Genomic DNA, 23,549 nt, shown 5'->3' with positions numbered 1-23,549 from the left:
CGGCGCGCCTTTAACTGGGCAGCCGGAATGTGCCGTCGGCGTTCTGGGTCGCCAGGCCGTCGTCAAGCAGCGAAAACAGCGCGCGGGAGAGCTGCGCCGCGTCCGGCCACACGACGTCGATACGCTCCTGCGCAACGGGCCCGGGCGCCTCGCGCAGCACCTTCATGATTTTGCCGCGCACCTGGCGGTCTGTGCCGGCGAACTTTTGCACTTTCCTGCGCTTGAGCTCCGCCTCGCTCGGCGCGGGCTTGCCGGCGGCGACCCACGCGCACTGCCTTTCCAAGGGACAAGATCCGCACTCCGGGTTCGTCGCGGTGCACACAAGTGCGCCGAGCTCCATCAGCCCGGCGGAGAACACCGGCCCGTCCTGCGCCGGCAGTAGCGCCGCGACATCGGCGATCTCGCCCGCGCGGGGTTGCGCGAGAAACCTGCCTTCGACGGCGCGCGCGTAGACGCGGCGCACGTTCGTGTCCACCACCGCGACGTTGGCGCCATAGGCGAAGCAGGCCACCGCCCGGGCGGTGTACGCGCCAATTCCCGGCAGGCTCAGAAGCGTATCGACGTCGCGCGGCACCTCTCCGCCGTGATCCGCGACGATCGTGCGCGCGCAATCGAGAAGCCTCAGCGCGCGGCGCGGGTACCCCAGCGAACCCCAGGCGCGCAGCACTTCGTCGCCGCTGGCGGCAGCGAAGTCGGCAAGGGTGGGCCAGCGCCTGATCCACTCCTGCCAGATCGGGGCGACGCGCGCGACCGGGGTTTGGTGGCTCATCACCTCGCTGAGAAGCACTCCCCACGCGCTCGTTCCGGCGCGGCGCCACGGCAGGTCGCGGGCGTTGGCGCGAAAATAGTCGATAACTTTCGTCTGCATGTCCACAATGAGTGCCACAATAGTGGGCATGACCGAGCCCACTACAGCCACTCCCGCCGACGTCTGGGAGCACATGCTCGCCGGTAACGACCGGTTTGCCACCGACAACGTCGAGCACCCCAACAGCACCGTCGAGCGCCGCCTCGAGCTGCGCGAAGGCCAGGCCCCCGTCGCCGCCGTGCTGGCCTGCTCCGACTCGCGCGTGCCCGTCGAGCTGCTTTTCGACGCCGGCCTCGGCGACATGTTTGTCATCCGCACCGCAGGCGGCTGCGTGGATGCCGCCGTGTCGGGCTCCGTCGACTTCGCGGTCACCAGCCTCGGCGTGAAGCTGGTGATCGTGCTCACCCACGAGGCCTGCGGCGCGATCGGCGCGGCGCTGACCGCCGTGGAAAACGCCGAGATCCCCCTTGGCTTGCAGCGCGTGTTCGTGGAAAAGATCGCGCCGTCGGTGATCTGGTCGAAGGGCCATGGCAAAACCGGCCGCAACGACATTGAGCGCGAGCACGCCCGGATTACGGCGCAGCACCTCGTCGATCGCATCCCCGCGCTTCAGGACGGCACGGCCGACGGATCGATCGGGGTTGTCGCGGCGCGATACAGCCTGGCGGATGGCCGCGTCGAGACCGTCGCCACGCATTTCGCGCGCTACAGTTCTCAATTGTGAACAACCAGCCCCACCAGAACCCAGACAGCAGGCCGCTCCCGCCAGAGATCTACATGCGTCGCCGCGTAGCCGCGCTCGTGATCCTCTTGGTGCTCGTAGCCCTGCTCGTGTGGGGGCTGACTGCGTGGGCCCGCTCGGGCTCCGACGCTGGTGAGGCGACGGAATCCACCGCGCCCGCAACGCCGACGGAGCAGATCACCACCGAGCCCACGGTCCCGGCCCCCAGCGACGAGGAAACCACCGCGTCCACTACGACGACCACCGAGGCCACCACGACTTCGGACACGGCCACGCCGACGGTCAACGCCGCGGGCAAGGGCACCTGCGAGCTGGCCGACCTCGAGATTGAGGCGCAGACCAGCGAGCCGAGCTACGCCGCTGGCGACCAGCCGGTGTTCTACATGAAGATCAACAACCCGACCAAGGCTGAATGCGTAATCAACCTTGATGACAACCAGCTGCGCTTCGAGGTCTACACCATGAGCGACAACCAGCGCGTCTGGTCGGACGTGGACTGCTACCCGCCCGTTGTTACCGGCGAGGAGACCTTCAAGCCGGGCGAGCCGCGCATGTTCGAGGCCCGCTGGTCGGCGACCGGGTCGAAGCCCGGCCAGTGCACGAACCGCCAGCCGGTGGCCCCGGGCGCCTACTACCTGCACGCCGTGGTCGGCGATTCCGCGTCGAACCCGGCCGACTTCACCATCCGCTAGGTCAGCCGCCGCAGTCCCTCGTAGATGTGGCGCGCCCACAGCGGAGAGACGTGCTCGGCGTCCGCGAGCCGCTCGGGCTCCGCGCCGAGCAGCTCCGGCAGCGAACCGAACTCGGAGACCACGTGGTCCATGAGGAAGCGCTGCACGCGCGGCACGCGTGAGAGCGCGCGGTAGCCGCGCGGCACGACGTCGTGCATCAGGTTTTCCTCGGTGGCGGGCAGCCCCAGCGGGCGCGCTAGCGAGGCGGTGTTGAGCAGCTCGGAATCCGGCAGCTCACCCAACGTGGCGAGCGCCGCGGCTACCTGCTCGTCGGAGGGCACCGTCGGGCAGGCGATGTAGTCGCGCACGAGCATCTCAATGTCCTCTTCGATGCTGCCGCGCAGCTCGGTGAGCTGCAGGGCGAGCTGTCGCGAATCGACGCCCAATTCAACGATGCCCTCATCCATGTCGTTTGCCGCGCGGGCCAGCATGATCTGGCGCTGCAGGACGTTGAGCACGTCGGCGACCGTGGCGTAGTGGTTCATCTCGGCAACGAACAGGCGCTGGCCGGCTAGGTCGAGCCTGCTGCGGTAGCGCTCCACGGTCGACAACGCCTGGTTGGCGCGGGCGGTGAGCACCGCTGGCTCGTCGAGCAGGTGGCGCTTGCCGTTGGCGTAAAGCGTCAGCGTGTTCATCGACGCCGATACCGACACGGTGGGTACGCCGGTCTGCAGCGCGGTGCGCTCGGCGGCGCGGTGGCGGGTCCCCGTTTCCACGGTGGGGTACGAGGGCGAGGGGACGAGCTGGACGTTGGCCCGCACGATGCGCGTAACGTCGCTGGAGAGGATCACCGCCCCGTCCATCTTGCTCAGCTCGCGCAGAAGCGTCGGCTGGAAGGCGACGTCGAACTCGATCCCGCCGTCGCAGATCTGGGTGACCTCCGGCCCGTCGCCGAGCACGATCAACCCGCCGGTGTGGCCGCGCTGGATGCGCTCGAGCCCGTCGCGCAGCGCCGTTCCTGGAGCGAGCAGCTCGAGTGTGTTGCGCAGCGATTTCGGTTCAGAGGAAGGGTCGGTCATGGTGGCTTATTCTATCCCTCGGCAACCATAGCGATGGCTTCGCCGAGCGTGGAGACTTGGCTCACCCGCATCCCTGGGATGTTGATCTTTTCCCCGGCAGGCGCGATGGCGTACTTGTAACCCAGGCGGGCCGCTTCCTGCAGGCGGCGAGACAGGTTGGGCACCCGGCGCAGCTCGCCGGCGAGGCCGACTTCTCCCACCACAACAGTTTTTTGCGGCAGCGGCTTCTCGTGCAGGCTCGACCAGGTGGCCAGGGCGACGGCGAGGTCGGTGGCTGTCTCGGTGATTTTCACCCCGCCGACGGTGGCGACGTAGGCGTCCTTGTCGTTGGTGCGCTCGTTGCAGCGCGCCTGCAGCACGGCGAGCACCATGGGTACGCGGTTGAAGTCGAGGCCGGTGACCACGCGTCGCGGGCTCTTGTTCACTGGGTCGACGGTCAGGGCCTGGACCTCCGCCAGGATCGGGCGCACGCCGTCCATTGCGACGGTGACCGCGGAGCCGTCCGGGGTGTTTCCGCGGTGGGAGAGGAACAGCCCGGAGGGGTCGGAGACCTCGCGGATGCCCTCGGCGGTCTGCTCGAAGCAGCCGACCTCGTCGGTCGCGCCGAAACGGTTCTTGATGCCGCGCATCATCCGCAGGCTCGAGTGCCGGTCGCCCTCGAAGTTCAGAACTACGTCGACGAGGTGCTCGAGCACGCGCGGACCAGCGACGTTGCCGTCCTTGGTGACGTGGCCGACGAGCAGGATCGGCACGTTCGTGGTCTTCGCCAGCGTGGTCAGGGCTGCGGTGACCGCGCGCGACTGGGCGATACCGCCTGCCACGCCCTCGACCCCGGGCGCGTGCATGGTTTGCACCGAATCGACGATGAGCAGCGACGGCTTGATCTGCTCGACGTGGCCGAACACGACGTCGAGGTTGGATTCGGCGGCCAGGAACAGGCTGGGCTGCAGCGCCGCGGTGCGCTCGGCGCGCGAGCGGACCTGACCGGCGGACTCCTCGGCCGTGACGTAGAGGGCCTTGCGCTCGCCCAGCGCCGCCCATCGGGAGGCGACCTCGAGCAGCAGGGTGGACTTGCCCACGCCGGGCTCGCCCGCCATGAGCACGACGGAGCCGGGGATCACGCCGGAGCCGAGGACGCGGTCGAGCTCGCCGATACCGGAGGGCACGGCTGCTGTCTGGGCGGGGTCAATCGCGGTAATCGGCTGCGCCGGGGCGGCCGGGGCAAGCGCCTGCAGCCGCGTGGGGTTCGCCGAACTCGAGGCGGCTGCCGCGAGCGGCGTTTCCTCCTGGAGCGTGCCCCACAACCCGCACTCGGGGCAGCGCCCCAGCCACTTGGGGGAGGAGTAGCCGCATTCGGTGCAGGTGTGGATCACGCGCTGTTTCTTCGCCATGCCGACACTCTAAGACACGGGTGTGACACGGCCCCTTCTGATACGCGAAAACCGCACCTCGCGGGGGCGAGGTGCGGTCGTCGTCAAGCGCGGCTCTAGTGGCCCGAGTGGTCTTCGCCAAGCTCGCGGTTGGACTCGCCGGAGGGCAGCAGCGGCGCGGAGACCGGAGCGTCGACAGCGACGGTTCCGACGTCGAAGGTGAACGTGACACCGACGGTGCCGCCGTAGGCGAACGCGTCGTTATCCAGGGAGGTCTCGACGTACTGGATGCAATCGGTGTCGGCCTGCGGCAGGGCGTCGAGCCCCTCGGCGGAGTCACCCACCACGGAGCAGCGAGTCGGGATCTCGCGCGGGGCCGGGTTGAACTCGACGTCTTGGCCATCGACCTCAGCGGAGACGAGGCGGTGCGGGTTCATGGAGGGATCCTGGTTGATCGCGGTGAACTTCAGAGCGACGCGCCCGTCCTCATTGAGCACGACCGTTACGTCCTGGACCGCGACGGCGCCGTTCTCGCTGGAAACGCTCGCGCCGTCGACGGCCGCGACCTGGGAGGAGGTCTGCGTGATCTGCCCGGCAGAGCACGAGGCGAGCAAAAGGGCGGACGCTGCGACGGCGGAGGCTGCGGCCACCGGCTTCAGGGACTTCACTGTGATGTCCTCCATAATTAATCAACAAAGGGGATTTCTCTTCGCTAACACTACTGCGTGTCCCCCGGATTTTCCCAGTTTTACGTCTGTGGTGGGGGCAACGTCATAGTGTGGCGGGGGTAGCGGTAGTCGGCGCGGTGCCGTTGGAAAACAGGTGGTAGGGTGGTGGGGTTGTAACCCCCGGTCCCGGCAAGGAGAGACATGGAATTCAAAGTCGGAGAAGTTGTTGTCTACCCGCATCATGGTGCGGCACGCATCGCCGACATTGAGGAGCGCGAGATGGGCGGGGAGACTCTCGACTTCCTCGTTTTGAAGATCCTCCAGTCCGACCTGGAGGTCCGCGTCCCCGTGAAGAACAGTGAGCTCGTCGGCGTGCGCGACGTGGTCAACGAGGACGGGCTTCGCAAGGTCTTCTCCGTGCTGCGCGAGATCGACGTCGAGGAGGCCGGCAACTGGTCGCGGCGCTACAAGGCGAACCAGGAGCGCCTCGCCTCCGGCGACATCAATAAGGTCGCCGAGGTGGTGCGCGACCTGTGGCGCCGCGACCAGGGCAAGGGCCTGTCCGCCGGCGAGAAGCGCATGCTGGGCAAGGCGCGCCAGATCCTCGTCGGTGAGCTCGCGCTCGCCCAGCCCGTTGACGAGGCCAAGGCCGAGGAGATGGAGAGCGGGATCAACGAGATCATCCAGCGCCAGGTGGCCGCCGGGATCTCGATCGATCCGCGCGACGAACTTGACGACGATGTCGACCTCGACGACCTGAGCTTCGATGACGTGGATGACGCGGACGAGGCAGAAGACACCAACTCCGACGAGGCCTAAATGAAGCGCAGGGTCACCGCCCTGATCGCGGCGGCGGGGCAGGGAACCCGGCTCGGCGCGGCCGTGCCGAAGGCGTTCGTCCCCCTGCGCGGCCGCAGCCTCCTCGAGCGCTCCGTCACCGCGATGGAAACCTCGCAGATTGTCGACGAGATCGTCGTCGTGGTCAGCCCCGAGATGGAGGAACTGGCGCAAGCCGCGCTGCAGGGCAAGCGCGTGCGCTTCGTCCACGGCGGCGCCGAGCGCGCGGACTCGATCTGGGAGGGGCTGAAAACCATTGCTGACGACGACGCCGTGGTGCTCATCCACGACGCCGCCCGCGCGCTGACCCCGCCCGGCATGATCGCCCGCGTCGCCCGCGCGGTGCTCGACGGCAACCAGGCGGTCGTGCCCGTGATGCCGGTCGCCGACACCATCAAGGTCGTCGACGGTGAGCGGGTGACGGCGACGCCGGACCGGGCGTCGTTACGCGCCGTGCAAACCCCGCAGGGCTTTGACCTAAAGGTTCTGCGTGCGGCGAACGAGGCCTACCTCGCGGCCCAGGACGCGGGCTTTACCGCGACCGACGACGCGAGCCTGGCCGAGTGGCACGGTGTGGACGTGGTCACGGTCCAGGGCGACCCGATGGCGTTTAAGATCACCACGCCTATCGACATGCGCCTGGCGGCAAGCATTACCGATGAGGCCGAACCGACGATCTTCGAGGTCCCCGGCACCGTGAGGAAGGACTAAAACATGGGCACTTTGCGTGTGGGCACAGCCTTTGACGCCCACCAGATTCAGGCGGGCAAGGAGTGCTGGATCGCCGGCATCCTCCACGACGGCGTCGACGGCTGCGAGGGCCACTCCGACGGCGATGTGGTCAGCCACGCGGTCGTCGACGCGGTGCTCTCCGCGGCCGGTCTGGGCGACCTCGGTTCGTTCGTCGGCGTCGGCAGGCCAGAGTACGACGGGGTGCGCGGCCTTCAGCTTCTAAAAGAGCTGCGCGAGCTTGTCGACGCCCACGGCATCGTAATCCACAACGTCTCCGCGCAGCTCATCGCACAGACCCCGCGCATGGGTGCGGTGCGCGAGGAGGCGGAGCGCGCGTTGACCGAGGCGCTCGGGGCGCCGGTGAGCGTCTCAGCCACGACGACCGACCACATGGGCTTTACCGGCTCCGGGCAGGGCCGCGCCGCGGTGGCGACCGCGCTGGTAGAGCTGGCGGGCGGGCCTGGACCGGCCAACGGCTAGACTGGCCTGCGTGACTTCCGGTATCCAACGCATCTTTGATACGTCCGCGCGTGAGCTGCGGGTTTTCGAGCCGGTCCGCGAGGGCCACGTCTCGATCTACCTCTGCGGCGCGACGCCTCAATCCTCGCCGCACATCGGCCATCTGCGTTCCGGCGTCGCCTTCGACATCGTGCGCCGCTGGTTTCTGGCCAAGGGCTTTGACGTGGCGTTCGTGCGCAACGTCACCGACATCGACGACAAGATCTTAACCAAGGCCGCCGAAAACGGTCGGCCCTGGTGGGAGTGGGTGTCCACCTACGAGCGCGAGTTCACCCGCGCCTACAACCTGCTCGGGGTGCTGCCGCCGTCGGTGGAGCCGCGCGCGACGGGGCACGTCACCCAGATGGTCGACTACATGCACCGGTTGATTGACAGGGGCTTCGCCTACGAGGCCGCCGGGTCGGTCTACTTCGACGTCGCGGCCTGGGTGCGCGCCGAGGGCAGCGACTACGGCTCGATCTCGGGCAACCGGGTCGAGGAGATGGAGTCCGGCGAGCCGGATAACCGCGGCAAGCGAGGCCCGCATGATTTCGCGCTGTGGAAGGCCGCGAAGCCGGGTGAGCCGAGCTGGCCGACGCCGTGGGGCGAGGGCCGCCCGGGCTGGCACATCGAGTGCTCCGCCATGGCGACCTGGTACCTCGGCGGCTCCTTCGACATCCACGGTGGCGGCCTTGACCTGCAGTTCCCGCACCACGAGAACGAGCAGGCGCAGTCGCACGCCGCCGGCGACGGGTTTGCCAACTACTGGATGCACAATCACTGGGTGACCATGGCCGGGGAGAAGATGTCCAAATCGCTGGGCAATGTGCTCTCGATCGACAACATGCTGGCCACCGTGCGCCCGGTGGAGCTGCGTTACTACCTCGGCTCTGCCCATTACCGCAGCGTGCTGGAGTACTCCCCGGAGGCCTTGAGCGAGGCAGCCGCCGGCTACCGCCGCATCGAAGACTTTGTCGCCCGCGCCGGCACCCCGGAAAAGACCACGTGGACCCCACAGTTCGAGCAGGCGCTTAACGACGACTTCGGCGTCCCGAAAGCCCTGGCGGAAATCCACAACCTCGTGCGCGAGGGCAACAAGGCGCTCGCCGCGGGCGACGCAGCTCGGGCCGCAGAGATCGCCGGCACCGTCCGCGCGATGGCCGCCGTGCTGGGCGTAGACCCTGGGGAGTGGTCGCGCGCTGCTGGTGGGGGCGCGCAGGGGGCGTCGTCAAGCGAGGCGGCGGACAAGGCGCTCGACGTGCTTGTGGCGGCGGAGCTCGACAGGCGCAGCGCCGCGCGCGCGGAGAAGGACTGGGCCAGCGCGGACGCGGTGCGCGACAGACTCGCCGCAGCGGGAATTGAGATTACTGACACCGCCGACGGCCCGCAGTGGGCCCTGAAAGACTAAGGAATAAAAACTCATGGCGAAACCGTACAGGCGACCCGACGTGATCAAGACGTCGAAAAAGGGCGCCACCAAGGGCTCCGGAGGCCAGCGCCGCCGCGGTCTGGAGGGCAAAAAGGCCACCCCGAAGGCGGAGGACCGCGTCTACCACTCCGCGCACAAGCGCAAGCTGGAGCGCCAGCGCCGCGACTCCGGCAGGCACGAAAAGGAAAAGGCGGACCTCGTTGTCGGCCGCAACCCGGTGGTCGAGTGCCTACACGCGAAGGTGCCGGCCGAGGCTCTCTTCGTCGCGCTCGGCACCGCGCATGACGACCGCCTTTCCGAGGCCGTCACCCTGGCCAACTCCAAGGGCCTGCCGGTGCACGAGGTGCCGCGCCACGATCTCGACAGCATGACGGGCAACGGCCTGCACCAGGGCATCGGGTTAAAGATCCAGCCCTACAAGTACGCCGATGTGTTCGACCTGATGGCCGGCGTGAAGGACCGCGGGCAAACCGGGATGTTCGTCGTTCTAGACAACATCACCGACCCGCGCAACCTCGGCGCGGTGATTCGCTCCACCGCGGCCTTCGGCGGCCACGGCGTGGTCATCCCCGAGCGTCGTTCCGCGCAGGTCACGGGCGTGGCGTGGCGCACCTCGGCCGGTACGGCGGCGCGGTTGCCAGTGGCGAAGGCCGTCAACATCACCCGCACGATCAAGGAGTTCAAGGACAACGGCTACATGGTCGTTGGGCTTGACGCGGGCGGCGATCACACGCTCGACACCTTCGACGGCGGCACGGACCCGGTGGTCATCGTCGTCGGCTCCGAGGGCAAGGGCATCTCGCGCCTGGTGCGCGAGAACTGCGACGTGCTCATGTCCATCCCCACCGAGGGTTGGGTGGAGTCGCTCAACGCCTCCGTTGCCGCGGGCGTTGTGCTCAGCGAGTTCGCCCGCCAGCGCCGCGCCGCCGCGAACTAGAGCGCGAAGAACTCCCGGACCAGCTGCGCGCCGACGACATGGTCGGTGCCGGGGCCGAGGCGCTCATCGAGGCGCTTCGGGGCGGGCACGAGGTGGCCCATGCCCTCAATCGACCACAGCTCGACCGGTGCTGCGCCTGTGAATCTATCGACGCGCACCCCCTCGACGGGCCGGGTCGTCGAGTGCTCGCCCGCGTCGTTAAGCCGGGCGAAAAAGCGAGCGGAGTCGAGCGCCGAACGTGCTTTCCCGCGGTTGAACTCGGAGATGCCCGCCAGCCCGCCGTCGTAGGGGACGATCGGGTCCGCGGTGCCCTGGACGCTCAGAATCGGGGTGGGGACCCAGCGCTCGGTGGAGCAGATCATGTTGTCGTCGGTGGGCGCGGCGGAACCGAACAGCGCCACGCCCGCGAGCGTAGACGGGGCCTCGCACAGCATGCGCAAAAGCATCTGGCCGCCGTTGGAGAAGCCGCAGCCAATCACGCGCGCCGGGTCGTAGGCGGCGATGAGTTGGAGAAGGAAACCGACGTCGTCGACGCCGAGCGTGCGCGCCGATTCGCTAAAACCGCGCCGCAGGTCGTTGAAGTGGCGCCCCACCCCGTCGGGGTAGAGCACCGTGGTCGAGTCCGTGGCGAGGGCGTCGAAGGTGTGCGCCGTGAAGTTGCGCGCCACGCTTCCCGACTGCAGCGAGCCGTGCAGAAACAGCACGAGCGTCTCGGTCTTGGGCGCGGGGTTGTCGCCGGTGACTTCTGTGTAGCGGCGCTGGCGGCCCTGGTGCTCCAGCGTGCGGCGCGAAACTGCCATGGGTCTTTAAGCGTCCATCTTCTGTAGCCGCGAGACGCGGACGCGCTCCACCAGGCGGCACAGGATGTAGATGCCGAAGGAGATAAACGCCACGGTCACGCTGATCGGGATGCCGGGTGCCAGGGAGAAGATCAGGCCGCCGACGGCCGCTGCCTGGGCGAAGACCACCGACCAGACGATCGCGGCGACCGGGTTGTCCGTGATCGCCACCGCGGACGCGCCCGGGGTAATCAGAAGCGACATCACCAGCAGCGCTCCGACGACCTGGACCGCCTGGGCGGAGGCGATGCCGAGCAGCACGCCGAACGCGACGGCGAAGAAGCTCACTCGCACGCCCGTCGCCGCGGCCATCGCCGGGTCCACCGAGGCGAACATGAGCGGGCGCCACAGCACGGCGATCGCGACCAGGATGATCAGCGTTGAGACGGCGAGCACGACCAGGTTCATGTTGCTCACCCCGGCGACCTGGCCGGTGAGCAGGCCGAGCGCCACCGTGGAGTTGCCGGGGTAGAGGTAGATGCACAGCACGGAAACTCCCATGCCGAAGCTCATCACCGCGCCCACTGCGGAATCGTTGCCGCCGCGAAGGCCCAGCATGACAAACACGATCGCAGCCGTGACCGATCCCGCCACCGCGCCGAGCGACAAGTTCACGCTGGCGACCAGTGCGATTGCCGCGCCCATCAGCGCCAGCTCGGAGGTGGCGTGCACGGCGAACGCCATTTGGCGGATCACCACCAGGGGCGCGAGCACGCCGGAGAGGAACCCCAACAGCGCGCACGCGATCAGCGAGGCGATGACAAAATCAAACGACAACAGGTGCGCCGTCTGCGCGATGAACTGCTGCATTAGACGATCACCGTTCTCCCGCGCACGGTAACGACATCAACACGCGTGCCGTAGAGCTCGCTGAGCACGTCCGTGCGTAGCACCTCATGCGCCGGGCCGACGACATGGCCGTTGGGGCCGAGGTAGAGCACCTTGTCGACGACCTCGAGCACGGGGTCGATCGAGTGGGTCACCATCACGATCGCCGCGGGTGACGCCGCTAGCCGACGCACCGTTTCGCGTTGGCGGGAGGCGTCGAGCGAGAGCAGGGGCTCGTCGGCAAGCACGAGCTCGGGGTTATTGGCGAAGGCCTGGGCCTGGCGCACCAATTGCTGCTGGCCGCCTGAAAGGATGCCCACGCGGGCGTTGGCGAGGTGGGACGCGCCGACGTTGGCGAGCGCGGCGTCGACTTCGGCGCGGCTCGCGGCGCGCTTTGTCACCACCCCGTGGCGCAGCGTGAGGGAAACTACATCGCGCGCGCGGACTGGCATGTGCGGCGGGAACATCCGCTGCTGCGGGATAAAACCGACGCGCTCGGGCAGCTCGACGGTTCCGCTCGTCGGGCGGCGGATGCCGAGCATGGTATTGAGCAGGGTTGATTTACCCGACCCGTTAGGGCCGAGCACCGCGATGAACTCGCCCTGGTTGATCTCTAGATCGATTTCTGACCAGAGGGGCTCGGCGGAAAGTCCGGATAGCCGCGCAATCACTTCGGGAATGTTACCTAAAGATTGGCGAGCTTATCGGTCAACGTGTTCGCGATCTCGTCAAGGTAGTCGAAGAAGCCGACGCCCGCCTGAGGGGTCTCCGCGATGTCGACGACGGGGACGTCATTCTGCTCGGCGGCGGCGAGGATGCGGTCGGTCAGTGCGGACGGGGTCTGGGGGTTATTGATCAGCAGGTCCACCTTGCCGCTTTCCAGCTGCGTGATCAGCTCCGCGACAGCCGCGCTTGACGGCTCGGTGTGGTTGAGCGTGGCCTGGCGGTAGTCCTCGGGGGTGACGTCCTCGAGCGCGGAGTTCTCCACGATCGAATCCGCAATCGGGTGGGTCTGCGCGATGCGCGCGACGGGCAGCGCATCAAGCTTGGCGTCGACGTCATCGAGGCGCTTGTTCAGCTCCGCGGTATCCGCCTGCACGCCGTTGTCTTCCGCGGCCTTTGCCAGCTTGTCAGCGACTTCGCGCACGACCGTGGTGTCGTACCAGATGTGTTCGTTTTCGTCGTGGGCGTGGTCGTGGCCCGCGTGCTCACCCTCGTGCTCGTGCTCGTGGTCGTGCTCCTCGCTTGACAGCGGCAGGGCGCTGATCACGTTGGCGGGGTCGGCGGCGGTGTAGATCGCGTTGTCGTAGGTGCCGCCGTTGGCAACGAGGACCTTCGCCTGGGTGACCTTGGCCAGGTCGGCGGCGGCAGGCTCGAAGTCGTGCGGGTCGGTGGCAGGGTTGGAGATCACCGCGGGCACGGCCTCGCCGAGCACGGAGCCGGCGACATCCGCCCAGACGTTTGTCGTGGCGACAACGGTGTCTGCCGCGGCCTCGGCCGGAGTGCCCGAGGCTGCGGTGGTGGTGTCGGTCCCGCCGGTGGAGCAGGACGCGAGGAAGAGGGACGTTGCGAAAACGGCTGCGCCAGCGCGCAGGGACTTGGTACCGATCATGTCAACTATTCAAGCACTAATGAAAAGCGATTTCAATTCCGTGCAGGTGAGAGCGTTGCTGGCCCGCGGCGTGCCTACAATAGCAGCCATGTCACCTCGGTCCCGCCCCGCCAAAAACAGCACTCTGGCGTCCATCGCCGCCGAGGTGGGGGTGTCGCGCACCACGGTGTCCAACGCCTACAACCGCCCGGATCAGCTTTCCGACGAGCTGCGCTCGCGCATCCTCGCCGCTGCAGCGAAGCGGGGCTACGCGGGCCCGAACCCAACCGCCCGCTCGCTGCGCACCCGCCGGGCCGGTGCGGTTGGCGTCGTGCTCACCGAGCACCTGCACTACGCCTTCGAGGACCGAGCCAGCGTCGATTTCCTCGCCGGGCTGGCCCGCCAGACCGATTTCTCGCTCACCCTGATTCCCGCCGGGCCCGGTGAGAACAACCCCACCCCGATCACGAGCGCGATTGTCGACGGCTTCGTGGTCTACTCGGTGCCCGCCGGCGACCCGCACCTCGCGGCTGCGCGCGAGCGCGGCCTGCCCGTGGTGGTGTGCGACCAGCCCGCGGACGAGGGCGTGGCGTACGTCGGCATCGATGACGCCGCCGCGATCACCCCGGCAGCGCAGGCGCTTGTCGCCGCCGGCCACACCCGCATCGGGATCCTGGCCAAGCGCCTGTTCAGCACACCTCGCAACGGGCACGTGCGCCGCGAGGAGCTTGCCCAGGCCGACCTCCACGTGCAGCGCGCCCGCGTGTCCGGCGCGCTCGACGTGTTCGACGCCGCCGGGATCACCGACGTGCCGATCGTCGCCCGCCACTTCAACGACCGGTTAAGCGCGGCCGACGGCGCGGCCGAGCTCATCGGCGCCCACCCCGACCTCACCGCCGCGCTGTGCACCACCGACTCGATGGCGCTCGGCGTGTTCGACCACTGCGGCGCGCGGATCCCCCACGAGCTGTCCGTGACCGGCTTCGATGGCATCGAATCCGCCCTCAACCTAGGGCTGACCACCGTCGATCAGCCGAACGTCGCCAAGGGCGAGGCGGCCGGTTCGATGCTGCGCTCGCTTATCGACGCCCCCACCCCGAGCCCCGCAGCCACCCCGCGCGAGATCCTGCCGACGCGCTTTATCACAGGGCGGACTGTCGCCGCGCCTCGGCGAGACGCGTAAGCACCTGCGCCATCTCGTCCACGCCCGCGACCCGGTGTGTGGCCACCGTCGGCTTCGGCCCGACCTTGATGCCCAGGTCGGCGGGGCCGAGGGCGCGCAGCGCCGTCTCGTCGGTGGTGTCGTCGCCGGCGAAGAGGGTGGCCGCGAAGTCCTTCTTGTGCTCGCGCAGCCACGACCCTTTGGTCACTTCGATCGCGGAGAACTCCACGATGTTGTGGCCGCTGAGCACCGGGCGCCCGGGTGTTGCCAGGGCGCGGGCGCGGGCGAGGATATCCTCCGCCAGCTCGGGGTCGGTCTCTGCGAGCGCGGCGACGTGGATGACGCGCTGGTAGGGCTTGGACTCCACGAAGGCCGGCGGGGTCGCGATGGCCTCGAGCTGGCGCGCGATGTCATCGAGGTATGCGCGGTCGGCGGGGGCAAGCTGCGGGGCGCTAGCGGTCGTCTCCGCGCCGTGGGAGCCGACGAGCACCACCGGTTTCTCCAGCCCAACGACGCGGCGCAGCCCCTCGAGGTGGCGGCCCGACAGCACGGCGACCTGGGTGCCCGGCAGCGCCATCAGCGTTCGCGCGGCGCGCAGCGCCTCGGGGTTGGGGGTCACCGCGTAGGCGTCCGGGCCGAGCTCGCAGATCGTGCCGTCGAAGTCGAGGCACACCAGCAGCGTGTCGGCGCGCGCGATGCGCTCAATCTCGTCCGCAAGCGCGCGGTGGCCGGCCGTCACAGCGCCATCACCCTGATCGAGGGCCTGTCGATCGCATCCGACACGACGGTGAGGGTTGCCTCCTTGTCGTTGAGTTTGCGCACGTCGAACGCCGCTCCGGGGGTCAACAGCGAGGTCAGCGTGTCGTGCACGTAGCGGGAGCCACCGATGCAGCCGTCGGCGTCGGCGACTTCGACGTCGACAAGCGTGAGCCGCTCGCTCGTCTGCTCCACCTTCGCGCGCAGGGGAGCGCAGCCCGTCATCGCGTTCATGGAATCGCCCGCGATGCGTAGCGACGCCCTCCCCGCCGCGTCGGCGGGCAACCCGCCCGGGGTGCCGGGGTCGGTGTACAGCGCCACGACCTGCCAGGTGGCTCCGCTGAGCCCGGTGGTGTCGGCGTCGCCGGCGCAGCCGCCCAAGGTGAGCGCGGCTGAGGCGAAGGCGGCGAGGGCGGCTTTCCTCACAGCGCCTCCAGGAAGGTTCGCGCCCACCGCGCGACGTCGTGCTCGGTCACGCGCGCGTGCATCGCCCGCATCGCGTTGGCGTCGCCACCTAGAGCCGACAGGATCGCCTGCTCGATAGATTCCAGGTCGAAGGGGTTGCACAGATACGCCCGGTGTAGCTCCACTGCGGCGCCCGCGAACTCGGAGAGCACCAACGCTCCGTCGCCTAGCGGGTGGCAGGAGACGTACTCCTTGGCCACCAGGTTCATCCCGTCCTTGAACGGGGTGACCAGCATGACGTCGGCCGCGGCGTAGTAGGTGCCCAGGTCCTTCTTTGGCACCGGGCGGTGGATGTAGTGGACCACGGGCCACCCGACCCGGCCGAAACGGCCGTTGATCCTGCCCACGGCTTCCTCCACGTCGCGGCGCGTCTGCCGGTAGTGCTCGATGCGCTCGCGCGAAGGGGTGGCGAGCTGGACCACGGCGACGTCGTCAAGCAGGCCCTTTTCCAGCAGCTTCTCGACGGCGAGGAGGCGCTGCAGGATCCCTTTGGTGTAGTCCATGCGGTCGACGCCGAGCATGAGCGTGCGCGGGTTGCCCAGCTTTTCGCGCAGCGTGACGACGTCCTCCCGCGCGCCGGGCACAATCGCCGCCGGGTCGATCGAGATGGGAAACGTCCCCGTGCGCGGCCCGGCGTCGCCGACCAGGGCGCGGAAGTTCGCTTCGTCCTCCTCGCGCTGGAACCCCACCAGGTCGCAGCCTTCGAGGCCGCGGGTGATCTCCTCGCGCCACGGCAACTGCTTGAACAGGTCGGGCGAGGGGAAGGGGATGTGCAGGAAAAACCCGATCTTCAGGTCGGGGCGGGAGCGCTTCAGCATGCCCGGCACGAGCTGGAGCTGGTAGTCCTGCACCCACACCGTCGCACCGTGGGCGGCAACGGACGCGACCGCGGCGGCGAAGGTAGCGTTTACCGTCTCGTAGGCCTCCCACCACTGCGCCACGTACTGCGGGGTGACAATCAGGTCGTGGTAGAGGGGCCACAGGGTGGAGTTGGAAAACCCCTCGTAGAAGTTCTCGAAATCCCAGCGGCTCAGCGCCACCGGGTGCAGCGAGATGCCCTCGAACTCGAACGGCTCCACGCGCGCGTCCGGCTCGCCGGGCCAACCGACCCAGCAGCCGGCGTGGGCGCGCAACACGGGAGCCAGCGCCGCGACCAGGCCCCCGGGGGACGCCTGCCAGCCCGACTCGGTGCGGTCAACCGGCAGCCGGTTGGCGACAACGACGAACTTGTTGTCCCCAGCCATGGCCCGCGCTTAGGCCTCGTCGCCGGCGGCGGAGGAGGACGTCGCCTTCTTCGCAGCCTTCTTGGTCGCCTTCTTCGTGGCCTTCTTCACTGTCTTCTTGGCGGCCTTTTTGGTTGCCTTCTTGGTGGCTTTCTTCGCGGTCTTTTTCGCGGCCTTCTTGGCAGTCTTCTTAGCGGCCTTTTTCGTGGTCTTCTTCGCCGCTGCTGCCGGGGCCTCGTCCGTCTCGGCCTCGGCTTCGCGCTCCTCGGCGTACTTCTTGTACACGAAGCCCTGCGGCTCGACACCGAGCATGGACATCAGGGTCACGCCGTCGAAGAAGTCGTCCGCGTAGGTGGCCACGATCCGGCGGGCATCCGCCGCCGTCTGCTCCTCAACCGCGTGGATGGCTTCGGGGGAGGGGCGAGAATCGGTGATCTTGGGTGGCACTGCAGGTGTCTCCTTCATCCGGGGTGCGACGTCAAAAACACTATTCTACGCCACCGCGGCTGTCATGTGGGAGGGTGCGTGAGCTTCGTGGACCCGCCGCGCTTGGGTCGGGTCGCGCGCCGGGCCGCGGACTCCGCGCGGCGGATCTGCTCGAAGGTCAGCCGCCCGGCGCGCCTGAACGCGCTGTAGGGGTTGAACAGGCGCGGGCGGCGGATGCGGCGCGCCATCCACTCGCCGAAGACGACGCCGCCGGCCAGCGCCATGCACGTTCCCACCGCCACGATCAGGTTGGTCATGCCGACAACAAGCTGCTCGTTCATGATCGCGTACATGCCGCGGTACACCCCGGAACCGGGGAGGAAGGGCGTCACCCCGGCCACGGCGGTGATCACCGGGTTGATCATGAAAAAGCGGGCGATCAGGCCACCGGCAAGCCCGACGACGATCGCGCACGCCGCGGTGGCCATGAGCCTTCCTGTGCCCAGTGGGAGGAGAAAGACGTAGTACATGGCTGAGCCGGCGAACGCGGTGGCGGCTGAGACCAGCACGGCCGGTTTCTCGGCGAAGCAGGTCACCGCGAACGCGGCGGCGGCAATGGTGCCGCCGAGGACACGCGCCAGCGCGGAGCTGAAGGTGGGCGCGCCCAGCATCGTCTCCAGCGGCGGAAGTTGGATGCCCAGCATCTCGCCGAGCGAGATTCCCGTGGCGACGCCGGCGACGATGCCTCCGGTGAACAGAAGCGTTTGGAAGAACCGCGCTGAGGCGGTGACGGGGGCGCCGGTGATGCCGTCGAGAAGCGATTGCACGAGCGTGAGGCCCGCGAGCAGGACGACGATGCCGGTGGCGATGACCTGGCTGGGCACGATCGTGATCCCGAGCTGGGCCGAGAAGTTGTAGAACAGAACGGCCGGCAGCGTCGCCAGGGTGCCGCCGAGGACGCAGTGGAAGAAGTAGGGCAGGTCGTTGCGCGAGAGCACCTTGTTGATGCCCATGATGAGAAACGCCGTCAGCCCGCCGAGGCCGGCCATAAAGAAGTCCCCGCCCAAAAGCGTTGCAATGGCGGCGCCCATCACCGCCCAGCCGAGCAGAAAGCGCAGGTTGCGGTAGGGGATGTGGCGGCGTTCGATGTCGTCGAGGATCTTCTCCGCGACCTCGGGCGGGGTGGCGCCGGAGCGGATCGAGCGGATCAGGCGGTCGACTTCCTGGAGCTTGTGGTAGTTCTCCGACATGTCGTTGACCACGCGGAACACGCTGACCGGGGTGCGGCGGTTGACGCCGATGATGGTGTGGATGGTCATGGTGTTGACCGTGATGTCGATGTGGCAGTAGTGCAGGCCGTACGACGAGGTCACCGTATGGATCGACGCGCGCGCGTCCGAGCTGGTCGTGCCGTTGGCGATCAGGATGGACCCGATGCGCGCCGCGATGGTCATCACGGCTGCGACCTGCGCCGGGTCCGTCAGATCGACGGGCGCGAGCACGGACGGGGGAGGGGAGGTGCGCACGTCGTCGATCGTCGCGACACCCCTGCGATTGCTGCCCAGGCTCTCCCGGAGCCTTCTCAACGCGTCTACCACATCCGACACCGTAGCCTGCGGTAGAAAATGTCGCACCCGCGGGCTTGCCGCCACCGGGCGCCGTGTAGAATCAGCCGCACTGCTGGAGTGGCGCAATCGGTAGCGCAACGCACTTGTAATGCGTAGGTTGCGAGTTCAAGTCTCGTCTCCAGCTCCATGAGCTAACGCGCCGGGCTCTTCGGGTTGCCGCGAAACAGCCAGGCGCACGCGATCGCGCTGGCCAGAAGGATCCCGGCGGCGATCGTCAGCACGGTGGAGTACGCCATGTCGTAGGCGGTAAGCGGGTGCGTGGTGGGGGCGTCGTAACGCGCGCGAGTGGCGCTCATGAGGGTGCCCAGTAATGCCACGCCGGTGAGCGCGCCGAGCTCGAACGAGATCTCCTCCACGCTCGCGGCCATGCCCTCGCGGTGCGGCGGCGCTGAGCCGACGATCGCGGTCGACGCGACGCCGCCGACCGCCCCGATGCCCGCGCCGACGAACAGCATCGCGGTGAGGAAGACGGCGAGCGTGTGCACGCTCAGCGCCGCCACGAGGGTGCCGAGCGCGGCGACGAACAGCCCGCCGCTGATCAGCGGCAGGAACCCGACGCGGTGCAGCACCATCCCGCCGATAATCGACGACGGCAGCGACGCCACGACGACCGCCGAGATGATCGCGCCCGCCTCGAGCGGGCTGTAGCCTGCGACGATTTGGAAGCGTTGGGTGGTCAAAAGCTCCACGGCGGCGAGCCCGGTCAGCGCGAAGCCCGCCGCGACGACGCCGCCGCTGAAGATGCGGTTGCGGAAGATGTCGAATGTCAATAGCGGGTGCTCGAGCCTCGCTTGTCGACGCACAAACAGCCACGCCCCGAGCCCCGCCGGCACCGCTGCGAGCAGGTGGCCCTTGATCACCAGCGTGAACCCGGTCAGCGTGAGGATGCTCAGCAGCGTCGATACCGCGTCCCAACGCGCCAGGGAGTAGGGGTGGTTCGCGGGGCGCAGGAGAGCAAGCGCCACCAGGGCGGCCGCGACGATGGGGACGTTGACTAGGAAGATGGAGCCCCACCAGAAGTGCTCGAGCAGGAACCCGCCGACGAGCGGGCCGGCCGCCGCGCCCACGGTGGCCACGGAGGCCCAGATGCCGATCGCCGTGTTGCGCTCGCGCTCGTTGGTAAACGTTTGCTGCACCAGCGCGAGCGTGGCCGGCATCATCACAGCCGCGCCGAGGCCGAGCGCGCCGCGCGCGGCGATGAGCAGCTCCGGCGTGGGGGCGTAGGCGCAGCACAGTGAGGCCACCCCGAAGATGACCAGCCCCGTGGCGAACATGCGCGCGTGGCCCACCTTGTCGCCGAGGGTACCGGTGCCCAGCATCAGCCCCGCCACCACGAGCGGGTAGGCGTTGATGATCCACAGCCCCTGGGCCTCGTCGGCCCCGAGCTCGGCGCTGATGGTGGGCAGTGCCGTGTAGAGGATGGAGTTGTCTAGCCCGATGAGTAGAAGGCCGGTGGAGAGGATGCTGAGCAACAACCAACGCATTGCACGGAGTATACGGGTGGGGAAAAAGGAATCTCCCTTCAGAGGGCGTACAGGAAACGTTCAGGGAAGGTGGGTTTACTGGTCCCCAGACACTACCGTTGGAGGAAAATACTCATGCCTGACATGAACGAGGGCGTTAAGGTCCTGGTCGTCGACGACGAGCCGAACATTGTCGAACTACTCACCGTCTCCCTGCGCTTCCAGGGTTTCGAGGTCGAAAGCGTCAACTCCGGTGCCGAGGCGCTTAAGGTCGCACGCGAGTTCCGCCCCGACGCCTACATCCTGGACGTGATGATGCCCGGGATGGACGGCTTCGAGCTGCTGTCCAAGCTGCGTGCCGACGGGCTCGACGGCCCCGTGCTCTTCCTCACCGCAAAAGACGCGGTGGAGGACCGGATCCACGGCCTGACCATCGGCGCCGACGACTACGTGACCAAGCCGTTCAGCTTGGAAGAGGTCATCACCCGCCTGCGCGTGATCCTGCGCCGCGGGCACGTCACCGACGACGCCGACTCCGACTCGACCCTGCGCTACGCCGACCTGACGCTTAACGACGACACCCACGAGGTGACCAAGAGCGGCGAGATCATCGACCTGTCGCCGACCGAGTTCAACCTGCTGCGCTACCTCATGCTCAACGCCGAGGTGGTGCTGTCCAAGGCGAAGATCCTCGACAACGTGTGGCATTACGACTTCGGCGGCGACGGCAACGTCGTCGAGTCCTACATCTCCTACCTGCGCCGCAAGGTGGACACCGGCGACGTGCCGCTGATCCACACCGTCCGCGGCGTCGGCTACGTGCTGCGCACCCCGCGCCAGTAGGTTTATGATCCGCCCCCACCTCTCCACGCAGACGCCGACCAGCCAAATCCCGCTGCAGAAGCGTCTGTTGGCGATCGTGCTGCTCATCACCATCCTCGGCATGGCCTTGAGCTCAGTCGCGGTGTACGCCTTGATGCGTGGCCTGCTCTACCAGCGGGCGGATGATCAGCTGCGCGAAGGCTTGGACACGTGGGTAGGCCAGGCCACCCCGTGGCCGTCGATGGGCGCGCCGAGCGAGTTCCGCCAGGCCGTGCGCTACCCGCAGCTGCCGGGCTACTACTATTACGGTTCGTACGCGGCGAGCCAACCAGATTTCAGCGAGCTTGAGGGCTTTCACGCCCAGACGGTTGACTCCCTGCCGGGATCCGGCGGTGATATCGAGTGGCGCGCGATGGCGATAGCCAACGACGACGGTTCCATTGAATTCGTCGCCAAGTCGCTCGAGGCCGAGCACCGCATGCTCGCCTCCTTGGCTATCGTCTCTGCAGGAATCGGAACCTTGACCGTGATCTGCATCGGGTTCGCGGGCAACTTCTTCATCCGCCGCGCCCTCGCCCCGCTGCGCGAGGTCGAGCAAACCGCGCTGGCGATTGCCGACGGCGACATGGAACGGCGCGTGCCGGCCTGGTCGCGCGAGACCGAGGTGGGCAAACTGTCGTACGCGGTCAACACCATGGTGGGCCAGCTCCAGGAGTCCGTGGAGGAGTCGCGCGCCAAGGAGGAGCAGATGCGCCGCTTCGTCGGCGACGCCTCCCACGAGCTACGCACGCCGCTAACCAGCGTGCGCGGCTACACCGAGCTGTACCGCACCGGCATGGTCGACGACCCCGACATGGTGCTGTCGAAAATCGACGAGGAGTCCGGCCGCATGAAGCTGCTGGTCGAGGACCTGCTTGCCTTAACCCGCGCCGAGGGCGCGCGTCTCGACGCCCGCGAGGTCGACATGTTCGAGGTCGTCTCCTCAGTGCGCTCCACCGCCCGCGCCGCCTTCCCCGGCCGCGTGCTCAACGTCAACAACGAAGCGCTGAACGTGCCCATGGTCAAAGGCGACCCGGATCGCCTCCACCAGGTCATGCTCAACCTGGTCAGCAACGCCTTCAAGCACGGCGGCAGCGACAGCGAGGTGACGATCACGCTGCGCGAGAACCTGGACAAGGTATTCATTGACGTCGCCGACACGGGCGTTGGCATGTCACCGGAAGACGCCGAGCACATCTTCGAGCGCTTCTACCGCGCCGACGCCTCCCGCAACCGCGCGTCCGGCGGCGGGTCCGGCCTGGGCCTGGCTATTACCAAATCGATCATCGAGGCCCACGGCGGCGCGATCTCGGTGCGCACCGCGCCCGGCGAGGGCTCAACGTTTACCTTGTCGCTGCCGATGGTCTAAACCCTTGACCCTGCCCCCGCAGTCACCATGCATGCCATCAGCGAAGCAACCAGCTGGCTCGGTGCCACACCCAAAGCGTTGCGGCACTGGGAACCCGCGTGCGACGGCACCTACCGCATCTATTCCGACGCAGACCTTGGGCGCTGGGCGAGATCGCATCGCTTTTCGACGCCCCCACCAACGCCACCGTGGGCGTCGCCCCAGGGCGAGTTGCTGCGTCGGCACCGGGCGTCGATAAGCGAGTGGTATGAGGTCACTGCCTCGCGGCAGCTGATTCTCGCGCGCATGTACGTTGCCGACGAGCGTTTCGGCGCGGTGTACGGCGGGCAGCAGGACTACCTTCTGGAACTCGTCGAAGCCCAGGCCGCGGCCGAGGGCCTCGACGTGAAGAATCCGGCTTGGTAGTTACGTTTGGGCGAAGGCTGGATGTACTTGCTGATGGGTTCCAAAGGAAAGATGTTATGACTGACCACAACCCCGCCGACGACCTTGACCTCGGCGATGCCTCTTCGATTCTCCGCTTTGTGGAGAAGGCGCTGCTGGTGGATCCAGTTTTGCAGGAGAAGCGGCCGTGGCAGGGCTTTATCACCGTTGCTAGCTTCGACGACTCTCAATCAGCCGTCCAAATTTTTAAGTTCGACGGGATCCTCACGCTTCCTGGCGCGAAATCACCCAGGACGGCGAGAAAGGCCCGTGGCGGACCTGGATTCTGGTGTACAACGAGCAGCAGCAGGGCTTCAGCCACACATTTCTTTGGCCCGACGAAGATGCTGAGTGGAGCGTCATCGATCGCTTGCTGACGCGCGCTACCGCGCACAGAGTCAACCCAATCGATGCAGAGCTGCTCGACAGCCCTTTTAGCGCCACAGGGGCCCACTGGCTGTATGCACGATACTCCCGGCACAACGATATCCCGGGGAACCCCATGATCAAGGTCGGAGAATTTAGTGCTCACCGTCTCACAGGCGGTTGGCGAATTTACCGCCGGGCTGATGGGCAGCCGGCCAGCTCGCCTCTTGAATCAATCAACGAGGACGCCGGTGGCATGGTGTTCCTCGTCTCGGACTCCACTGCCGTCGTACACACCACCGAGGACCTGGCGTCACACGAGCGTATTCTTTCCAGTCTGTAGCGAGCGACGTGAATGCCGCGTCGACGTGAACAATC

At 67.6% G+C, this 23,549-nt stretch carries 26 protein-coding genes and 1 tRNA gene; 13 read left to right on the top strand and 14 right to left on the bottom strand.

The window, feature by feature from the left end; all coding sequences use genetic code 11:
• Positions 1-10: 10 nt before the first annotated feature.
• Positions 11-898 (bottom strand): HhH-GPD family protein, encoded by an 888-nt coding sequence (locus RIU96_RS00360; protein ID WP_181730262.1) that lies wholly within the window; start codon positions 896-898, stop codon positions 11-13.
• On the opposite strand from RIU96_RS00360, the gene RIU96_RS00355 reads away from it, so the two are divergent.
• Positions 897-1,532, top strand: a complete 636-nt coding sequence (locus tag RIU96_RS00355) for a carbonic anhydrase (protein WP_144689556.1) — start codon at positions 897-899, stop codon at positions 1,530-1,532. The two genes, RIU96_RS00360 and RIU96_RS00355, sit on opposite strands and share 2 nt — an antisense overlap.
• Positions 1,529-2,242 carry a hypothetical protein gene (locus tag RIU96_RS00350; protein WP_144689558.1) on the top strand — a complete coding sequence of 238 codons (714 nt, stop codon included), beginning with the start codon at positions 1,529-1,531 and terminating at the stop codon, positions 2,240-2,242. Before RIU96_RS00355 ends, RIU96_RS00350 begins: the two co-directional genes overlap by 4 nt.
• Here the strand turns inward: RIU96_RS00350 and disA are convergent.
• The 3 genes from disA to RIU96_RS00335 form a co-directional block, all read right to left on the bottom strand.
• Positions 2,239-3,300, bottom strand: coding sequence for a DNA integrity scanning diadenylate cyclase DisA (disA, locus tag RIU96_RS00345; protein ID WP_136648925.1), 1,062 nt, complete (start codon positions 3,298-3,300; stop codon positions 2,239-2,241). The genes RIU96_RS00350 and disA overlap by 4 nt on opposite strands.
• 11 nt (positions 3,301-3,311) lie before the next feature.
• A complete protein-coding gene (radA, locus tag RIU96_RS00340; protein ID WP_259926765.1) occupies positions 3,312-4,691 on the bottom strand; it encodes a DNA repair protein RadA in 1,380 nt (459 codons plus the stop codon).
• Between the two features lie 95 nt (positions 4,692-4,786).
• Complete coding sequence (locus RIU96_RS00335) at positions 4,787-5,353, bottom strand: hypothetical protein (protein WP_259811575.1); 567 nt, start codon at positions 5,351-5,353, stop codon at positions 4,787-4,789.
• A gap of 186 nt (positions 5,354-5,539) precedes the next feature.
• Between RIU96_RS00335 and RIU96_RS00330 the strand changes: the two genes are divergently transcribed.
• The 5 genes from RIU96_RS00330 to rlmB are packed head-to-tail and all read left to right on the top strand — an operon-like array spanning position 5,540 to position 9,771.
• Positions 5,540-6,157 (top strand): CarD family transcriptional regulator, encoded by a 618-nt coding sequence (locus RIU96_RS00330; RefSeq protein ID WP_144773175.1) that lies wholly within the window; start codon positions 5,540-5,542, stop codon positions 6,155-6,157.
• Positions 6,158-6,886, top strand: coding sequence for a 2-C-methyl-D-erythritol 4-phosphate cytidylyltransferase (ispD, locus tag RIU96_RS00325; RefSeq protein WP_144689562.1), 729 nt, complete (start codon positions 6,158-6,160; stop codon positions 6,884-6,886).
• Positions 6,887-6,889: 3 nt separating this feature from the next.
• Complete coding sequence (gene ispF / locus RIU96_RS00320; protein WP_136648920.1) at positions 6,890-7,387, top strand: 2-C-methyl-D-erythritol 2,4-cyclodiphosphate synthase; 498 nt, start codon at positions 6,890-6,892, stop codon at positions 7,385-7,387.
• A 10-nt stretch (positions 7,388-7,397) separates the two neighbouring features.
• Positions 7,398-8,813: a cysteine--tRNA ligase gene (gene cysS / locus RIU96_RS00315; RefSeq protein ID WP_259801778.1), complete on the top strand. Its 1,416-nt coding sequence runs from the start codon at positions 7,398-7,400 to the stop codon at positions 8,811-8,813.
• A gap of 13 nt (positions 8,814-8,826) precedes the next feature.
• Positions 8,827-9,771 (top strand): 23S rRNA (guanosine(2251)-2'-O)-methyltransferase RlmB, encoded by a 945-nt coding sequence (gene rlmB, locus RIU96_RS00310; RefSeq protein WP_144317841.1) that lies wholly within the window; start codon positions 8,827-8,829, stop codon positions 9,769-9,771.
• On the opposite strand, the gene RIU96_RS00305 is transcribed toward rlmB, so the two are convergent.
• Genes RIU96_RS00305 through RIU96_RS00290 form a run of 4 tightly spaced genes read right to left on the bottom strand, consistent with a single transcriptional unit; the run spans position 9,768 to position 13,050 of the window.
• The gene (locus RIU96_RS00305) at positions 9,768-10,571 is read right to left on the bottom strand and encodes a CE1 family esterase (protein ID WP_144779367.1); all 804 of its coding nucleotides are present in this window, start codon (positions 10,569-10,571) and stop codon (positions 9,768-9,770) included. The two genes, rlmB and RIU96_RS00305, sit on opposite strands and share 4 nt — an antisense overlap.
• Before the next feature lie 6 nt (positions 10,572-10,577).
• Positions 10,578-11,420 (bottom strand): metal ABC transporter permease, encoded by an 843-nt coding sequence (locus RIU96_RS00300; RefSeq protein WP_259810013.1) that lies wholly within the window; start codon positions 11,418-11,420, stop codon positions 10,578-10,580.
• Complete coding sequence (locus RIU96_RS00295) at positions 11,420-12,109, bottom strand: metal ABC transporter ATP-binding protein (RefSeq protein ID WP_006840603.1); 690 nt, start codon at positions 12,107-12,109, stop codon at positions 11,420-11,422. The genes RIU96_RS00300 and RIU96_RS00295 overlap by 1 nt, the downstream gene beginning before the upstream one ends.
• Before the next feature lie 14 nt (positions 12,110-12,123).
• Positions 12,124-13,050, bottom strand: coding sequence for a metal ABC transporter solute-binding protein, Zn/Mn family (locus tag RIU96_RS00290; protein ID WP_311205026.1), 927 nt, complete (start codon positions 13,048-13,050; stop codon positions 12,124-12,126).
• Positions 13,051-13,138: 88 nt separating this feature from the next.
• Between RIU96_RS00290 and RIU96_RS00285 the strand changes: the two genes are divergently transcribed.
• The gene (locus tag RIU96_RS00285) at positions 13,139-14,212 is read left to right on the top strand and encodes a LacI family DNA-binding transcriptional regulator (protein ID WP_259916753.1); all 1,074 of its coding nucleotides are present in this window, start codon (positions 13,139-13,141) and stop codon (positions 14,210-14,212) included.
• Here the strand turns inward: RIU96_RS00285 and otsB are convergent.
• The 5 genes from otsB to RIU96_RS00260 all read right to left on the bottom strand — a co-directional run bounded on the left by otsB (position 14,172) and on the right by RIU96_RS00260 (position 18,515).
• Complete coding sequence (otsB, locus tag RIU96_RS00280) at positions 14,172-14,930, bottom strand: trehalose-phosphatase (RefSeq protein ID WP_311205025.1); 759 nt, start codon at positions 14,928-14,930, stop codon at positions 14,172-14,174. The two genes, RIU96_RS00285 and otsB, sit on opposite strands and share 41 nt — an antisense overlap.
• Positions 14,927-15,373: a hypothetical protein gene (locus RIU96_RS00275; RefSeq protein ID WP_144779357.1), complete on the bottom strand. Its 447-nt coding sequence runs from the start codon at positions 15,371-15,373 to the stop codon at positions 14,927-14,929. Before RIU96_RS00275 ends, otsB begins: the two co-directional genes overlap by 4 nt.
• Positions 15,370-16,656 (bottom strand): alpha,alpha-trehalose-phosphate synthase (UDP-forming), encoded by a 1,287-nt coding sequence (locus RIU96_RS00270; RefSeq protein ID WP_144317848.1) that lies wholly within the window; start codon positions 16,654-16,656, stop codon positions 15,370-15,372. Before RIU96_RS00270 ends, RIU96_RS00275 begins: the two co-directional genes overlap by 4 nt.
• 9 nt (positions 16,657-16,665) lie before the next feature.
• On the bottom strand, positions 16,666-17,082 hold the full coding sequence (locus RIU96_RS00265) for a histone (protein WP_144823033.1): 417 nt from the start codon (positions 17,080-17,082) through the stop codon (positions 16,666-16,668).
• A gap of 62 nt (positions 17,083-17,144) precedes the next feature.
• A complete protein-coding gene (locus RIU96_RS00260; RefSeq protein ID WP_246062884.1) occupies positions 17,145-18,515 on the bottom strand; it encodes a threonine/serine exporter ThrE in 1,371 nt (456 codons plus the stop codon).
• Positions 18,516-18,740: 225 nt separating this feature from the next.
• Here RIU96_RS00260 and RIU96_RS00255 point away from each other — a divergent pair.
• A tRNA-Thr gene (locus tag RIU96_RS00255) sits at positions 18,741-18,816 on the top strand.
• Positions 18,817-18,820: 4 nt separating this feature from the next.
• On the opposite strand, the gene RIU96_RS00250 is transcribed toward RIU96_RS00255, so the two are convergent.
• Positions 18,821-20,173: an MFS transporter gene (locus RIU96_RS00250; RefSeq protein ID WP_311205024.1), complete on the bottom strand. Its 1,353-nt coding sequence runs from the start codon at positions 20,171-20,173 to the stop codon at positions 18,821-18,823.
• A 114-nt stretch (positions 20,174-20,287) separates the two neighbouring features.
• Here RIU96_RS00250 and RIU96_RS00245 point away from each other — a divergent pair, with 114 nt between their 5' ends.
• The 4 genes from RIU96_RS00245 to RIU96_RS00230 all read left to right on the top strand — a co-directional run bounded on the left by RIU96_RS00245 (position 20,288) and on the right by RIU96_RS00230 (position 23,182).
• Positions 20,288-20,995, top strand: coding sequence for a response regulator transcription factor (locus RIU96_RS00245; RefSeq protein ID WP_136648908.1), 708 nt, complete (start codon positions 20,288-20,290; stop codon positions 20,993-20,995).
• Positions 20,996-20,999: 4 nt separating this feature from the next.
• Positions 21,000-22,382, top strand: coding sequence for a sensor histidine kinase (locus tag RIU96_RS00240; protein WP_144317851.1), 1,383 nt, complete (start codon positions 21,000-21,002; stop codon positions 22,380-22,382).
• 78 nt (positions 22,383-22,460) lie between these two features.
• Complete coding sequence (locus tag RIU96_RS00235; protein ID WP_246062838.1) at positions 22,461-22,787, top strand: TipAS antibiotic-recognition domain-containing protein; 327 nt, start codon at positions 22,461-22,463, stop codon at positions 22,785-22,787.
• 56 nt (positions 22,788-22,843) lie between these two features.
• Positions 22,844-23,182 (top strand): hypothetical protein, encoded by a 339-nt coding sequence (locus RIU96_RS00230; protein ID WP_259898111.1) that lies wholly within the window; start codon positions 22,844-22,846, stop codon positions 23,180-23,182.
• Positions 23,183-23,549 lie beyond the last annotated feature (367 nt).

Source organism: Corynebacterium sp. Z-1, from assembly GCF_031844665.1.
In the GTDB taxonomy this organism is placed as follows: Bacteria; Actinomycetota; Actinomycetes; order Mycobacteriales; family Mycobacteriaceae; genus Corynebacterium; species Corynebacterium sanguinis.
Note: the sequence above shows the minus strand (reverse complement) of the source record. Positions and strands in the feature narration are given on the sequence as shown.

Excerpts from the sequence above, each read along its gene's own strand:
- RIU96_RS00355 (WP_144689556.1), top strand. The coding sequence starts at position 897 with ATGACCGAGCCCACTACAGCCACTCCCGCCGACGTCTGGGAGCACATG.
- RIU96_RS00360 (WP_181730262.1), bottom strand. The coding sequence starts at position 898 with ATGCCCACTATTGTGGCACTCATTGTGGACATGCAGACGAAAGTTATC.
- disA (WP_136648925.1), bottom strand. The coding sequence starts at position 3,300 with ATGACCGACCCTTCCTCTGAACCGAAATCGCTGCGCAACACACTCGAG.
- radA (WP_259926765.1), bottom strand. The coding sequence starts at position 4,691 with ATGGCGAAGAAACAGCGCGTGATCCACACCTGCACCGAATGCGGCTAC.
- RIU96_RS00335 (WP_259811575.1), bottom strand. The coding sequence starts at position 5,353 with ATGGAGGACATCACAGTGAAGTCCCTGAAGCCGGTGGCCGCAGCCTCC.
- RIU96_RS00330 (WP_144773175.1), top strand. The coding sequence starts at position 5,540 with ATGGAATTCAAAGTCGGAGAAGTTGTTGTCTACCCGCATCATGGTGCG.
- ispD (WP_144689562.1), top strand. The coding sequence starts at position 6,158 with ATGAAGCGCAGGGTCACCGCCCTGATCGCGGCGGCGGGGCAGGGAACC.
- ispF (WP_136648920.1), top strand. The coding sequence starts at position 6,890 with ATGGGCACTTTGCGTGTGGGCACAGCCTTTGACGCCCACCAGATTCAG.
- rlmB (WP_144317841.1), top strand. The coding sequence starts at position 8,827 with ATGGCGAAACCGTACAGGCGACCCGACGTGATCAAGACGTCGAAAAAG.
- RIU96_RS00305 (WP_144779367.1), bottom strand. The coding sequence starts at position 10,571 with ATGGCAGTTTCGCGCCGCACGCTGGAGCACCAGGGCCGCCAGCGCCGC.
- RIU96_RS00300 (WP_259810013.1), bottom strand. The coding sequence starts at position 11,420 with ATGCAGCAGTTCATCGCGCAGACGGCGCACCTGTTGTCGTTTGATTTT.
- RIU96_RS00290 (WP_311205026.1), bottom strand. The coding sequence starts at position 13,050 with ATGATCGGTACCAAGTCCCTGCGCGCTGGCGCAGCCGTTTTCGCAACG.
- RIU96_RS00285 (WP_259916753.1), top strand. The coding sequence starts at position 13,139 with ATGTCACCTCGGTCCCGCCCCGCCAAAAACAGCACTCTGGCGTCCATC.
- RIU96_RS00270 (WP_144317848.1), bottom strand. The coding sequence starts at position 16,656 with ATGGCTGGGGACAACAAGTTCGTCGTTGTCGCCAACCGGCTGCCGGTT.
- RIU96_RS00260 (WP_246062884.1), bottom strand. The coding sequence starts at position 18,515 with ATGACCATCGCGGCGCGCATCGGGTCCATCCTGATCGCCAACGGCACG.
- RIU96_RS00250 (WP_311205024.1), bottom strand. The coding sequence starts at position 20,173 with ATGCGTTGGTTGTTGCTCAGCATCCTCTCCACCGGCCTTCTACTCATC.
- RIU96_RS00245 (WP_136648908.1), top strand. The coding sequence starts at position 20,288 with ATGCCTGACATGAACGAGGGCGTTAAGGTCCTGGTCGTCGACGACGAG.
- RIU96_RS00240 (WP_144317851.1), top strand. The coding sequence starts at position 21,000 with ATGATCCGCCCCCACCTCTCCACGCAGACGCCGACCAGCCAAATCCCG.
- RIU96_RS00230 (WP_259898111.1), top strand. The coding sequence starts at position 22,844 with ATGACTGACCACAACCCCGCCGACGACCTTGACCTCGGCGATGCCTCT.